Source organism: Polyangiaceae bacterium, from assembly GCA_020633235.1.
GTDB lineage: Bacteria > Myxococcota_A > Polyangia > Polyangiales > Polyangiaceae > JACKEA01.
In genome coordinates, this window is sequence record JACKEA010000001.1 from 1,293,929 (window position 1) to 1,307,795 (window position 13,867).

Genomic DNA, 13,867 nt, shown 5'->3' on the forward strand with positions numbered 1-13,867 from the left:
GTCAGAACATCACGCCGAGGTACCAGCGGAGGATCTGGGCGGTGCTCAGGTCCGAAGTGCCCGCACCAAAGTCGTTGTCCAGCCGGTCGGCTTGAGTCGACTGATAACCCAGGCCGCCCAAGGGGAACAGCACACCCCACTGCAGCATGGTGTAGAAACCGCCCATCTTGTCCGGATCGTCGTTGAGGGCGCCGTCCTTGGACTGGAAATAGAGCGAGAGGTCCAGCTCCACGCCCAGGTCACGCTTGTGGCCCGGGGTCTGCACGAACTGACTGGCGCGGGTCCAGATGGCCGCGAAGCCGCCACCGAAACGCTGGCCATTCGGATTGCGCACGAAGTCGTACTCCACGCTGGGGCGGAAATAGTACGTGCCCTGGATCCGCGTGAGCAGGTTGCGGTTCAGGATCAGGTCGACCTTGTAGTTCGGATTGAACCGGAAGGTGGAGAAGGTGTTGTCACCTGCCTGCGGTTGTAGCGCGTTGCCTGGGCTCAGGTTGTTGGTCGTTCCGCCGGTGACGGCCTCCGCATCACCCGAGGCCCAGCCGTGCATGAACTCCAAGCGGAGGCGGTCTTCCACCAGCTTTTGCTCGAGCTCGAGGGCGTAGCCGTACTGGCGAAGTTTCCAGCCGTTCTCGCCTTCGATGGTGTTCACGTAGTTCGACCCTATCGCCAGCGTGTTTTCGATCGAGCCTTGAATGGTGACGAACTCCGCCTCGAAGCGGAACTTCTTGTACAGTAGCTGGAGCCACAAGTCTGGGATCCATGCCTGGGCGCCGCGGCGGACGTATCCCTGCTGCACGTCTGCCGTCGTACAACCCAGAGTTGCCGCTCCGGCCTTGCATGCCCCACTGAGGTCGTTGGCCAACAGCTGTTTGCGATACACGACGTATGCACCGCCATTGAGCACGACGTTGCCCTTGGCCAGGCTCAGCTTGGTGAGCTCGGGGTCCTTGCGGCGCACGACGACGAACACGTACTGGTTCACGTCGTCGAGCTGCGACAAGTCGTACGGTTGCCCTTGCGGCTGCGTGCGGCTCTGGCTGGTCGCTCCCTCGTTGGCAAAGTCCCAGGCACCGGCAAAGTACAAGTCCAAGGACTTGATGCCGGTGACGAACATGATGCGATCTGCGGTGGTCTGGTAGTCGTCGTCGTAGCCGTCCCCCGCGTTGGCCAAGATGCCGAGACCCCAGTGGCTGGGCATACGACCAAAGCGCAGTTGGCCGACCGGCGTCAGGTACTCCGCCCACACGCGCTTGACGCGGATGCTGTCGCGGAAGCTGTTGCTTCCGTTGCTGGGAGGTTCTTGAGTGGTGTCGAATGCCCCCAGCGGCGTGTAGCCCGCGCGCTTCACTACTTGGTAGCCGCCGTCCTGATCGGGCGTGTTGGCGTACCCTTCTGGCGTGGAGCCCAAGACCAGATTGTCCAGAAGATCGATCTGGCTCATGACGCGCAGGTTGTCCGAGATGTGCAGCTCCGGGTTCAGCCGGAAGCGCATGTTGGCGCCGGCTTGCGTCTTGTCCTTGCAGGAGTACAGCCCTTCGGCGGGGTCGGTGCTGTCATTGACCCCGGACTGCTTCCCCGTACACAACGCGGGTCCGTACGTCCCGGTTGGCCCGATGTAGCGGTTGTCTGCAGGAATGGGCCAGATCGCGGTTCCCGGTGCGTCCACCCGCCCCAGCGAGAAATTGTGGAACAGCTCCGCGCGCAGGCGGTAGTAGCCGTGGATCTCGAAGATGGGGCGTGCGTGGGACCACCAGTCCTCGGCGTACACTCGATCCTTGTCGTCCTTCTTGGCTTCCTCGGGACGCTTCTCACCCTGCTCTTCCAGGGCCTGCGAATCGCTGCCGGGCTTGGGCCACGTGGGCAGCGGCTGGAAGCCGGGCATCGTGGGCGTACCCGTCGCCGTGGGCGCGGTGCCCGCACGGGGACGAGTGGGCGGCTCTTCCGGCGGCGGCTCCGTGGGCTCGTCCGTGGGCTCGGCGCCGGGCTCGTCCGTGGGCTCGTCCGTCGTGTCTTCTTCGTCGGGCTGCGCCGCAGGCGGCTTGGCCGCCGGAGGCTTGGCTGCCGGAGGCTTGGCTGCCGGAGGTTTCGCCGCCGGCGGCTTGGCCGCGGGCTTGTCCCCTGCCGGCTTCTCGGCGGGCGCTTTGGCAGCCGGCGGCTTGGCCGGTGCGGGTTGGGCCTGTGCAGTGGCCGCGAGCAGCACGACGCCCACAGCGACCACGATCGGAGATTTCGTTTTCATGCGCCCCGGGGCTCCGCAAATAAAGCTGGCCGCTTGTCTCGCATGCGGTGCGGAACACTGTCAACGACGGTGTTCCGCAGGCTTCCGGCCGGTCAGCCGCGGTAAGCCTGCATCACCGCTGTGCGCAGCTTTTCGGCCTTTTCTTCAGGCACGGCCTCTGCAGTGGCCGCCGCCGCAGAGGCGGGCAATCCGAGCTGAGAGATAGCCCGCGCGTTCTCCGCCAGCCGCTGCTGGGCGTCCCAGCCCTCGGTCTCGGGCAGGTTCAGCGCGTTGCGAAATGCCTCGCCCAGGTCGATGGCGGACGCGTAGCGGTGCATGGGGTCCTTGGCCAGCGCCCGGGCGAAGAGCAAATCGAGCACCGCCGGGGACTGAGGCACCACGCTGGTGATCGGCGCCGGCGTGTCCTCCACCTGGCTGGTGCGCACCATGATCTCGTTCTTGGTGGGGGAGTCGAAGGGCGTCACTCCGGTGAGCATCTCGTAGAGCACGATGGCTGCGCTGTAGAGGTCCGTGCGCGCATCCAGATGGCGGCCGAGCACCTGCTCCGGCGCCATGTACGCGCCGGTGCCGGGAGCCATGCCGCCGGTGTTCCGCGCTTCGTCGGCCGGCAGGCGCGCGATGCCGAAGTCCGTCAGCTTCACCACGCCGTCCGTGCGCACCAGCACGTTGCTGGGCTTCACGTCGCGATGGATGATCCCGAGCGAGTGGATTGCCGCCAGCGCGCCGAGCAGCTGTGAGAAGTAGTGCCATGCACGCATGAACGGCATGCAGGGCAGGCCGCCGGCGCGGGCCCTGGCAATGTGGCGCTCGATGATCTCGTTCAGCGGCTGTCCTTCCACGAGCTCGATGACGATGGCGAGATGCCCCGCCTCCTGCCACAGCGAGAAGAAGTGAACGATGTTGGGGTGGGACAGCCGCCCCAAGGCCGAGGCTTCTCCCATGAACAGCCGGCGCGCGCGCTCGCGGCTCTTGAGCAACGGGTGGAGTACCTTGACCGCTACGGGGTGCTCCGGCGTGCTCGCCTGGGGGCCGTCGGGGTTGTAGTACATCCACCCGCGGTACACGACGCCCATGCCCCCTTCGCCGATGCGGTCGCCCACGACCACTTTCGCCCAGGAGAGGTCGAGCTCGGAGCCCGGCTCGATGCGCGCCCCAGGCGTGGCCTTCGCCACGCGAGCGCCGCACATGGGGCAGAACTGAGCCACGTCTTCGATGACGTTCCGGCAGGACCCGCAGACGGCCACGGCGGCAGGATAGCCGATTCGCCGCACCGCCTGACAAACTCGGGCCGGACCTGCGGCCTGCTTGCAGAGGGCTTGCGGCCTGTGCGAGCCTTGGCTTTGCTCTGGTCGTGTAGCCCCAATCCGCGGAGAGCCGAGGATGAGTCACTCCAAGTTGCCAATGCTCCCTTCGATGTCCTCGCCGAAACGTCGCCGAATCACCATGGTTACGGCGCTTTCGGCCGGTCTCCTCGTCTGGGCCGCCAGCGCGGCGGCCCAGGACGCGATCGACAACGAATTCACCGTCCAGCGTTTCGATCCGGCGCCCGGCCCTCGCAACTACTTCACCACCCGCGGGGTCCGCACGGACGGCAACATGGCGTGGAGCGGTGGCTTGGTCATCAACTACGCCTACAAGCCCTTCGTGGTGCGCAGCTGTCGCTCGGAGACGGACTGCGACGACCCGAACGCCAGCAATCCGGAGGACGTGCCCGTCGTCGAGAACATGATCACGGGGGACTTCATGGGTTCGCTCACACCGATCCCCCGACTGCAGGTCAGCCTGCGCGTCCCGGTGACCTGGGTGAAAGGGCAGGGCCTCACGGACCGCGGCACCACGGACCCCAACGGCCTCAGCGCCGTCGGCATGGGGGACGCCCAGGTCGAGGGCAAGTATCGCCTGTACGGCAACTTGAGCGATCCCTTCGTCGTGGGTGCGGGGTTGTTCGCGACCGGACCGCTCGGCCACGCCACGGCCAAGGGCAACTTCATCGGTGACGCCACGCCGACGGTGGGCATCCGCGGAATCTTCGACGGCGACGCGGGGCCATTCTCCTTCGGCGGCAACCTGGCGGGCGTGTACCGCGGGGAGGGCCGCGTGGGCTCCACCACGCTGGGCCCGGAGTTCCGCTACGGCGTCGCCGCGGGCTTCCGCGTGAGCCCGGTGATCCGCATCGTGGCGGACGGCTTCGGCGCGACCAAGTTCAGCTCCAAGAACGGCACCAACACCTTGGAGGTCGACGGCGGCTTTCAGATCCTCCCGACGGACTCGTCGTTCGTGATCCTGGCGGGCGCGGGAACCGGCGTGATTCAGGGTGTGGGCGTGCCCGCGGTGCGCGGCTTCGCCGGGCTCATGTACGTTGCAGAACGCAGAGATCGCGATGGCGACGGCATCTACGATCAGGACGATCAGTGTCCGACGGAGGCGGAGGACAAGGACGGCGTCGAAGACAGCGACGGCTGTCCGGACCTCGACAACGACGGCGACACCATCCAAGACAGCGCCGACAAGTGCCCCACGGAGCCCGAAGATCCCGACGGTTTCGAGGACACCGACGGCTGTCCCGACTTGGACAACGACAAGGACGGCATCAACGACGACCGTGATCGGTGTCCGGACAAGCCCGAGACCAAGAACGGCTACAAGGACGACGACGGCTGCCCCGACGAGCCGGACAGCGACAACGACGGCGTGCCGGACTCCCGCGACAAGTGTCCGAACGAAGCCGAGGATACCGACGGCTACCAGGACACGGACGGCTGTCCGGATCCCGACAACGACGGCGATGGCATCTTGGACAACGACGACGAGTGCGTGGACCAGCCGGAGACCAAGAACGGTTTCGAGGACGAAGACGGCTGTCCCGACGAAGCTCCGGCGGACAAGAACAAGAAGAAGAAGTAAGCTCCCGGCCCCTCAGGAGAAGAAAGTCGATGCGTCGATTCGTCATGCTCGTCGCGCTCGCCGTCGCGAGCGCATCGCTCACGGGTTGTGGTGGCAGCATGGGGCCTGCGTCCTCTGCTGCAGAGGGCGGGGATCACCCACTGCTCGGTGCCAAGGCGCCGGACTTCGAGCTGGCCGCGCAATCCGGAGGCGACCACGTGTCCCTCGGCAGCGAAGCGGGCAAGGTCGTGATCGTGGATTTTTGGGCGACGTGGTGCGACCCCTGCAAGGAGTCGTTTCCGCACTACCAGGCCATGGTCGACAAGTTTGGGGGCAAGCTCGCCGTGATCGGTATCAGTGTGGACGACGAGCCGGATGGCATCAAAGACTTCGCGAAACAGACCGGTGCGAAGTTTCCATTGGCATGGGATGAAGGCCAAGCTCTGTCGCGCCAGTACGAGCCGAGCACGATGCCAACCAGCTTCATCATCGACAAGAGCGGTGTCGTTCGTTTCGTTCACTCGGGCTTCCACTCCGGTGAAGAGAAAGAGATCGAGCAGCAAGTAGAGTCGCTGCTGTAGGTCGCGCGCCCTACATGTGGGGGAAGTGCGCAGGTCGCAGGGCCAACGTGAACGCGTTAAGCTCCAAAGCGAGGTGCGCTCCACTGCTCGGATCCTGATCGCGGCTCTCGCATGCGCTGTCATGCTGCTCATTGGCTCAGCAGCGCCGGCGGCCAACGTCAGTCTGCTGATCGATCGCTTGGAGCACGGCGAGGACTTCCGCGTCCGCGTGCAGGCAGCACTGGAGCTGGGCAAGACCAAGAACAGCACCGTGCGCGCGCCTCTCGAGAAAGCGCTCGACGACGAGAACGCTGCGGTGCGCGCCGCGGCTGCCGCGGCGCTCAAGGCGCTCGGCGACAAGCGCGCGATCCCCGCGCTGGAGCGTCACAAGAAGGACAGCTCTCCCGCGGTTCGCTCGCAGGTGCAGCACAGCATCGCCGCGTTGCGCGCCGTGGTCCACGCGGAGAAGACGCGCGTGCTGGTGAAGCTCGGTAAGATGAAAGACGCGAAGGGCGTCCGCACCGGCAAGCTGCTCGGCGAAATGGAGCAGACCTCTCGCCAGAAGTTCGACGAGCTCCCCGGCGTCAAGGTGGTGGATGGCACTCCGGACGAGAAGATCCCGCTGGTGATGGTGACGGGGTCGGTGCGAAAGCTCCGGACCTCGCGCGAGGGCTCGGACGTCGTGTACTCCGCCAGCGTCGAGTACATCGTGCATCGGATGCCCGAGCAGGCCATCGCGGGCACCGTTTCCGGCTCCGCCAGCACCAAGGCCAGCCGGGCCGAGGCCCGGGACAAGCGGCGGTCTTTCGAGCTGAAACGCACGGTGTTGGCCGCCGCGGTGGAGAGCGCCGTCAAGCGCGCCCCGGAAGCGCTGTTCGCCGCCGCCAAGTGACGAGACGCTTGTAAGCCGTGCCCCCGCGATGGGAAAACGCCTGTCGTGTCGCCTCGCGTCCTGTTCGTCTCCAAGCCCATCGTGCCGCCCTATCACGACGGCACCAAGTGCTTGGTGCGTGACGTCGCGACGCACCTCACGCGCGTTTCTCCGGTGGTGATGAGCGCGCCCAACGTGGAGCCACTCGCTCCCGGCGTGGAGATGGTGGCCGCGTATCGCGGCGCCGGCAGCTTCGCGCCCGCGCTTTCGGACAACCTCCGCGCGGCGACCTGGCTCGCCGCGCGCTCCCGCGCGGCGGTGTGGCATTTCGTGTTCGCGCCCAACGCGCGTTCCAGCGGCGCCGGCCGCATGCTCAAGCGCCTGCGTCGGGTTCCGGTCCTGCAAACCGTCGCCTCGCCCCCTCGGGAGTTCCGCGCCATCGAGTCCCTGTTGTTCGGGGACGTCGTCGTGGCCCAGAGCCACTGGACCCGCGAGCGCATCTTGGAGGCTGCGGAAGAGGAAGGCACCGCGCCGCCGCGAGTGGAGGTGATCCCGCCCCCCGTCCCCGAGCTCGAGTCCCGGCCCCTCGCCGCGCGCCGCAAGCTCCGCCAGACGCTGGACATCCCCGCCAAGGCTCCGATTTTCGTCTATCCCGGCGATCTCGAGGTCAGCGGCGGCGCCGAGGCCGTGGCGCGCGCCGTCGAGCCGCTGTGCGCCCAAATCCCGGATGCCGTGGTGGTGTTCGCCTACCGCCCCAAGACGCCCAAGGCGCACGACGTCGCCCGGGATCTGAAGGCGCGCCTGTCGCCGAAGCAGGTGCGCGTCGAGAGTGAGCTCGCGGACGTGCTGGTGCTCATCGAGGAAGCGCGGGCGGTGTTGTTTCCGGTCGACGACCTGTGGGGCAAGGTGGACCTGCCCATCGTCCTGCTCGAGTCGATGAGCTTGGGCGTTCCGGTGCTCGCGCTCGATCAGGGACCGCTGCGGGACCTCGCCGGCGTGGTCAAGCTGAGAGATGCCGACGGCTTGGCGGGCGCCGCCGTGAACGTCCACCAAGACGCCGCATTTCGCGCCGGCGTCATCGAAGAACAGCGCGCCGGGATCGAAGCGCGGCATCGCGCGCCGGTGGTGGCGCGGGCCTACGAGGACTTGTACCTGGAGCTGGCGCAATGAGCGTACGCTACGAAACCGACGGCCCCGTCGCGGTGCTCACCATCGATCGCGCCGAACGGCGCAACGCCGTGGATCGCGCCACCGCCAACGCGCTGCTCGAGGGCTATCGCCGCTTCGAGGCCGACGACGCGCTCCGCGTATTGGTGGTCACCGGTGCGGGCGGGCAGTCCTTTTGCGCGGGAGCGGATCTGAAGGCGCTCGACAACGACGTCGTCGGGGACGCCGGTCCCATGGGCTTCACGCGCTTGCGATCAGCCAAGCCCACCCTCGCGGCCATCGAAGGCTACTGCGTGGCCGGCGGTCTCGAGATCGCGGTCTGGTGTGATCTGCGCGTCGTTGGCCGCAGCGCCCAGCTCGGCTGTCTCGAGCGGCGCTGGGGCGTACCCCTGATCGATGGCGGGACGCAGCGGCTGCCGCGCATCGTCGGCCTCGGGCGTGCGCTGGATCTGGTGCTCACCGGGCGCTTGCTTGGTGCCGCGGAGGCCGAGCGCATCGGCCTCGTCGACCGCGTCGTGGACGACGGCGCGGCGCTCACCGAGGCGGTGGCTCTCGCCAAGCAGATCGCCGAGTTTCCCTTCGCCTGTGTGCTCGCGGATCGCGCGTCGCTCTTGGATGGCCTGAGCCTCTCGCTCGAGGAGGGCCTGCGCGTGGAAGGCGAGCGCGGCCGCGAAGTGCTCGCCGAGGCCGCCCTGGGCGCCGCGCGCTTCGCCGGCGGCGCCGGCCGTCACGGCCGCGCGGCGTCGCGTAGCTCGACGAAGTCTTCCGACAAGTAGAAGGACATCAGCGCCGCCACCCGCACGGCGAGATCCTGATGCGCCATGCGCCCCTCGTCGTCCCGCTCCGCGAGCACGGCTTCGATGCCCTCCTGCTCCACGCGCTGGCACAGCGCCACCGTGTCCGGCCGCACCAGGAGCATCGCGCGCACCGCCGCGCAGGGGCTGTCGCACAAGAGCAACCCCGCGCGATCCGCCGTGAGCTGCATCACGCGGTGCGCCGCCACCAGCTGCTCGTTCAGCGCGCTCAGCGTCTCCGGCGGCGGCGCCGTGGTGTCGATGGGCTCGTGCTTGTCGAGCTCCCGGCGCAGGCTCTTCGCTCCACTGAAGGCACGCTTGATGGCGCCCGTCGGGATCTTGCCGGCGAAGCGGTTCACGCGCTCCACCATCTTCCAGCCCTTCAAGAGCGGCATCACGCCCAGCGCGAAGTCGAGGCCTTGCTTGCTCTTTTCCCAGGCGCCGGCCCACACCTCGCTGGAGGTCACCCGGCTGTGGCCGTAGCGCAGGTGTGCGACCTCCGCGCCCAGCGCAAACCGTAGCTCCGGCGTCGTGAGATAGGCGGCTTCGTCGGGATCGAAATGGCGCCCGCCGATGATCACGAACGGCGGCGGCCCTTCGTAGGAGCGCACGCCCAAGGCCTTGCGACCGCGGGATACGTAGCCCTCCACCGTCTTCATGCCCAAGAGCCGCGCCGCATCCGAAAGCGCGCGGGCGGCGTCGGCTTGGCGCTCGACCTTGAGCTGCTCCACGTAGTCGCGAAGCAGCCGCTGATCCGGCACCGGCACCGCGGCCAAGATCGCCTGCAAGCGCCCGAGCACCGGACTGCCTTCGCGCGCCACCGGGTGGCGCAGCACGCGCCGCACGCGCTCGTCCCCCAAAGACTCCGGCCGCGCGCCGTCACTCGGCTCCGCCGCCGCCTGCAGGCCGCCGGGCGCGAGCACGCGCAGCACCTCTCGCGCCCGCGCCGCGAGATCTTCCTCGCCCCGCTCCGCCAGGCGCTCCACGCGGGAGAGCACCAGCGGCTGCAAGCGTGCCAGCTCCGCGATGGCGCGAGGGTCGTCACTCTCGGGGCCGCCGCGCGCCCGCGCCAGGAGGTCGTAGCTCTTGATGCGCAGGACCTGACCGCCCGCGCCGCGAGTGAGATCCGCGTCGCTCGGCGGCAACAGCTCTTCGAGCACCTCGCTCGGCAGCTCGGCGATGCGCCGCTCGAGCAGCGTGGTCGCATTTCCGTCGTCGCCCACGGCGAGCAAGTGCTCGGCGAGATCCAGATCCGCCTGCGCCAGCCGCGCCGGATCCTCCCGAAGCTCGCGCAGCCGGGCGTGTACGCGGGCGTGCAGCCGCACGGACCACGGCTCCACGCCGCCTTCCGCGAGCGCGTCGGAGAGCGCGAGCCCGGCTTCCGGGCTCAGCTCGAAGCGCGTCCACAGCTCCGCGAGCGCTTCCGGATCGATGCCGTCGAGCGCCGTCGGCACTTCGCCAAGGGGATCCCCCGACTCCGCCGCGAGCATGGGAGCCAGCGCCGCGCTCGGCGCGTGTTCTCTTTCTCTCCCCCGCCGCGCCAGCCGCCGCGCCGCCGCCCGCGACTCCGGATCGCCCCCGTGCACCCACAAGAGCCGCGCAAGCTCGATGTCCCGCTCGCGATCCCTGAGCGCCAGGACCGGAGCGAGCTCGTTCCAGCGCTCTGCGTTGCTCAGCGTGCTCGTGAAGCGATGCGCTGCAGTGACGATCTCGCGCCGCCCCACGCTGCCTTCCACGCGCAGCGCCTTGTCGTCGATGGCGTCCTCGCGCACGTCGCCCCAAGCGGAGATGGCCACCAGCCGCGCCGCGTCCGACGTCAGCATGAACACCGCCGACGCCGAAGCCTCGCTCACCCATGGCGAATCCACCGGCAGCTCCGTGGAGGTGCGCAGCCAGGCGAGCAGCAGCTCGCCGACCTCGAGCTTGTTGGCCAGGTACGCCCGCTCGATCAACGTCGGCTCCGTCAGATAGCGATGCTCGAGGAAGCGCGGCAGCGCTTCCGTATCCCCGGCGCCCAGCCGCCCCAAGGCGATGGCGCGCAGGGCGGCATCCGCTTTGCCGGCCGGGATGCCGAGCGAAATCTCGCCGAGCAGGATGCGATCGCTGACGCGCCCCACCTCGTAACGAGCGTCGGGCCGCGCGTTCAGGTCGATGGCCACTCCGGTGTGCGCGTCGCGCGCGGCCGCCACGTACACGCCGCGCGTCGTGCGCATCAGCTCCGCCGCCGCGGACGCGTGCGCCGACAGGCTCAGCTTGCCCTTGAGCGCGATGCGGTCGTCCACGCGACCCAGTTCGTGCACATCGGCGTAGGCGAGCAGGGGATCCATCGCGCTGATCCTTTGCCGCTCGGCGCGAGATGTCGAGAGGGGTGTCCTGGACGTTTCCGCGTCGGACCAACAAACCCTCGATCCAAGCTGCTCGATTTTTTGTTGGTTTGCCGCGGAACCACCCTTACGGAAGGCGCGCGGCGGCGTAGGATTCGGAGCATGGCGGCACGGATCGTGGGATTGGTCGTCGCGCTCTCGCTGTGCGCGTGCGGCTCGGAATCGGATGCATCGGGGAGCGGCGGCGCGTCGGGGAGCGGCGGGGCGGCCGGCGCGTCGGGGAGCGGCGGGGCCTGCGTCCCGTCCACTCCAACGCCCCCCGCGGAGGCCAGCGGCTGCGACGGGGCGGGGCGCTTCGAAGTGCCCGTCGACGAGAGCGCCCGCGGACCTTGGCCGGTGGGCGCGCGGCTCGCCACCATTGCCGGCCTACCCGCGGAGGTTTGGTACCCGGCACAGCTCGGTAGCGAGCAGTGTCAGCCCAAGCTCGGCTACGACATTCGCGAGCAGCTGCCCGACAGCGAGGCGCAGAAGATCCCCGACGCGGACGCGCCCTTGCAAGAGTGCGACTGCTACCGCGATCTCCCGCTGGACGAAGCGCATGGTCCGTATCCCATCGTGGTGATGGTGCACGGTACGGCGTCCTTCCGAACGTTGAGCCTCAGCTTGCAGACGCACTGGGCGAGCCGGGGCTTCGTGGTGGTAGCGGCGGATCATCCCGGCATTCGCCTCAAGCATTTGCTCTCGCTGCTCATCGGTCAGCCCACCGGCGAGACGGCGGACCAGGTGGGCGACGTGAGCAAGATGCTGCCGGAGATCACCGCGGCCAGCGGGGACCTCGCGTTCCTGTCGGGCCACCTCGACACGGCGCGCATCGGGCTCGCGGGGCACAGCGCGGGCGGCGGCGCCATCAGCGGCTTCGGCGACAGCGCCCAGGTGCTGATCTCGATGAGCTCCGGCGGCACCAAGCCGGGCGCGGCGCTGGCGTCGTCGCTGCTGGTGAGCGGCATGGCCGACGGCATCGTGAAGTTCGCCGACACCGTGGTGCCCGCCTACGACGGCTCGCCCACGAAGAAGCGCCTGGTGGGCGTGACCGGAGCGGGGCACTCGCTGCCCACGGACTTGTGCACCCTCGGCGCGGATAAGGGCGGCATTTTGCAGATCGCCGTGGACCACGGTGTGGACGTACCCGCCACCATCGTGAAGTTGGCGCAAGACGGCTGCGCCGCCGAGAACTTGGCGCCGGAGGATGGCCTCGCCATCGTGCGTGGCGTGACCACCGCCGCGTTGGAAGAGACGCTGAGCTGCTCGGCGGGCGCCACCACGGCGCTCTCGGGGACGCAGAGCACGTACCCGGAGGTCGGCGACTTCCGCGAAGCGCTGTGACTCACGCCGCGGGCTGGTGCAGCACGCGGTGCGGGTAGGGCAAGCGCACGCCGGCCTGGTGCAGCGCCGCCTTGAGCTCCGGAGGGAAGGTCGACTTGAGCACGATGTACTCCGGCGTCTGGCACCACACGGAGATTTGCACCACCACCGCGGACTCTCCGAAATGGTCCACGAAAAACAGCGGCGCCGGCTCGCTCAGGCACACCGCGCTCTCTGCGGCGACGGCCATGGCGATGGTCCGCACGCGCTGCAGGTCTTCCTCGTAAGAGACCGGCAGCAACACGTCGAGCCGGCGCACCGGAAAGCGCGTCATGTTCGTGAGTTTGGTCTTGAACATGACCTCGTTGGGGATGCGCACGTAGTCGTTGGTGAAGGTGCGGAGCTTGGTGGAAAAGAGATCGATGGCCAGCACCACGCCGGTGGTGTTCTCCACCTCCACGATGTCTCCCACGCGGAAGGGCCGCTCGCCGAACAAGAAGAAGCCGCTGATCAGGTTCGAGAGCGACGTTTGGGAGGCGAAGCCGATGGCCACGGTGACCACGCCGGCGGCGCCCAGCAACACGCCCAGCTGGAAGCCGAGCTCCTGCATGGCCCAGGCGAGCGACATCAAGAACACGCCCCAGGCGGTGAGGCGGCGCACGAGCTGCACCGGCTGGCCGTCCCCGCGGCGGCTCACGAGGCCCGCCATGGCGCGACCGGCGAATCGCGCGAGCACCAACCCCACGACGACGATGCCCGCCGCGCGCAGCAGAGGGCCCAGGCGTTCGGGCGATATCAGCTTGTGAAGCTCGTCCATCATCGCTTTCTCACAACTTGAAGAACTTCCCGAAGGCGCGCACCAGCTCGTTCTTCTCGGCCTTCTCCCGGGCCTTGCTCACGCGCTGGGCGTTCGCTGCTTCCGGCCCCGGGTTCTTCTCGAGCGACAGCTCCGCGAACTCTTCCCCCTGCTTGCGGGACAGCGTGACGGCCTCGCTCCACAGGCGATCTTGGTCGTCGGAGTACACGCTCAGCACCCGCACCGGCAGATGCAGCCGCTCGATGAGCAAGGGAGTGGCTTCGTCGTTCTCGATGCGCACCGCCGTCAACACTCGATGTGGCGGCACCCGCGCGTCCGACAGCCGCAAGCGACCGTAGGTGCGGGTCGCGTAGCACAGCTCCCCCTCGCAGGTGTCCACGCCCCAGAAGGTCTGGATTGGTCGGACGGCGGGCAAATCCAGCAGCGTGCGGTCCTTCTTGGGCTCCCGAATGCGGATCCAGAGCGGCGCGCCCACGTACATCGTCGCGCTCTCCCGCGCGGGCACCGTCACCGGGTGCTCCGGCCGGGTGACGACCGCGCGATCCGGCATCACCGGAACCAGCTCGATCTCGTCGCCATCGTGGCTGACGCCGAAGCGAGCCACCTGCGTCCCTGCTTCGAGCTCTTCCGTTGGCTCGAGCTCGGGCTCCACCTGGACCTGGTCGTCGTGCCCGTTCTCCGTGGACCGGTGGGTGACGAGCCACTCGCGCTCCAGCCGCGTGACGTCCAGCGTCAGCGGGCCGATGCGCCAGCGCGCCCGGCGCCCCACCGGCACCCGGGCGCTGCCCCACCAGCCGCTCTTCTGCTTGCTTGCCACGTCGAAGGTCCCTAGCGACAGGCGGCCGCC

General features: G+C 68.4%; 11 protein-coding genes. 6 read left to right on the top strand and 5 right to left on the bottom strand.

Annotated features, from left to right (window positions below):
- Nucleotide 1 precedes the first annotated feature (1 nt).
- Nucleotides 2–2,242, bottom strand: coding sequence for a TIGR04551 family protein (locus H6717_05775; protein ID MCB9576518.1), 2,241 nt, complete (start codon nucleotides 2,240–2,242; stop codon nucleotides 2–4).
- Between the two features lie 92 nt (nucleotides 2,243–2,334).
- Complete coding sequence (locus tag H6717_05780; GenBank protein ID MCB9576519.1) at nucleotides 2,335–3,486, bottom strand: protein kinase; 1,152 nt, start codon at nucleotides 3,484–3,486, stop codon at nucleotides 2,335–2,337.
- A gap of 169 nt (nucleotides 3,487–3,655) precedes the next feature.
- Between H6717_05780 and H6717_05785 the strand changes: the two genes are divergently transcribed.
- From H6717_05785 to H6717_05805, 5 genes are all read left to right on the top strand, one after another.
- Entirely contained in the window at nucleotides 3,656–5,146 is a 1,491-nt protein-coding gene (locus tag H6717_05785; GenBank protein MCB9576520.1) for a thrombospondin type 3 repeat-containing protein, read from the top strand.
- A 29-nt stretch (nucleotides 5,147–5,175) separates the two neighbouring features.
- Nucleotides 5,176–5,706, top strand: a complete 531-nt coding sequence (locus H6717_05790) for a TlpA family protein disulfide reductase (GenBank protein ID MCB9576521.1) — start codon at nucleotides 5,176–5,178, stop codon at nucleotides 5,704–5,706.
- Between the two features lie 121 nt (nucleotides 5,707–5,827).
- The gene (locus H6717_05795; protein ID MCB9576522.1) at nucleotides 5,828–6,577 is read left to right on the top strand and encodes a HEAT repeat domain-containing protein; all 750 of its coding nucleotides are present in this window, start codon (nucleotides 5,828–5,830) and stop codon (nucleotides 6,575–6,577) included.
- Between the two features lie 45 nt (nucleotides 6,578–6,622).
- Nucleotides 6,623–7,726: a glycosyltransferase family 4 protein gene (locus tag H6717_05800; GenBank protein ID MCB9576523.1), complete on the top strand. Its 1,104-nt coding sequence runs from the start codon at nucleotides 6,623–6,625 to the stop codon at nucleotides 7,724–7,726.
- Nucleotides 7,723–8,499 carry a crotonase/enoyl-CoA hydratase family protein gene (locus tag H6717_05805; GenBank protein MCB9576524.1) on the top strand — a complete coding sequence of 259 codons (777 nt, stop codon included), beginning with the start codon at nucleotides 7,723–7,725 and terminating at the stop codon, nucleotides 8,497–8,499. The genes H6717_05800 and H6717_05805 overlap by 4 nt, the downstream gene beginning before the upstream one ends.
- On the opposite strand, the gene H6717_05810 is transcribed toward H6717_05805, so the two are convergent.
- Nucleotides 8,451–10,844 carry a hypothetical protein gene (locus H6717_05810; protein MCB9576525.1) on the bottom strand — a complete coding sequence of 798 codons (2,394 nt, stop codon included), beginning with the start codon at nucleotides 10,842–10,844 and terminating at the stop codon, nucleotides 8,451–8,453. The genes H6717_05805 and H6717_05810 overlap by 49 nt on opposite strands.
- A gap of 159 nt (nucleotides 10,845–11,003) precedes the next feature.
- Here H6717_05810 and H6717_05815 point away from each other — a divergent pair, with 159 nt between their 5' ends.
- A complete protein-coding gene (locus tag H6717_05815; protein ID MCB9576526.1) occupies nucleotides 11,004–12,224 on the top strand; it encodes a hypothetical protein in 1,221 nt (406 codons plus the stop codon).
- A gap of 1 nt (nucleotide 12,225) precedes the next feature.
- On the opposite strand, the gene H6717_05820 is transcribed toward H6717_05815, so the two are convergent.
- Entirely contained in the window at nucleotides 12,226–13,020 is a 795-nt protein-coding gene (locus tag H6717_05820; protein ID MCB9576527.1) for a mechanosensitive ion channel family protein, read from the bottom strand.
- A 10-nt stretch (nucleotides 13,021–13,030) separates the two neighbouring features.
- A complete protein-coding gene (locus H6717_05825) occupies nucleotides 13,031–13,837 on the bottom strand; it encodes a hypothetical protein (GenBank protein MCB9576528.1) in 807 nt (268 codons plus the stop codon).
- Between the last annotated feature and the right edge of the window lie 30 nt (nucleotides 13,838–13,867).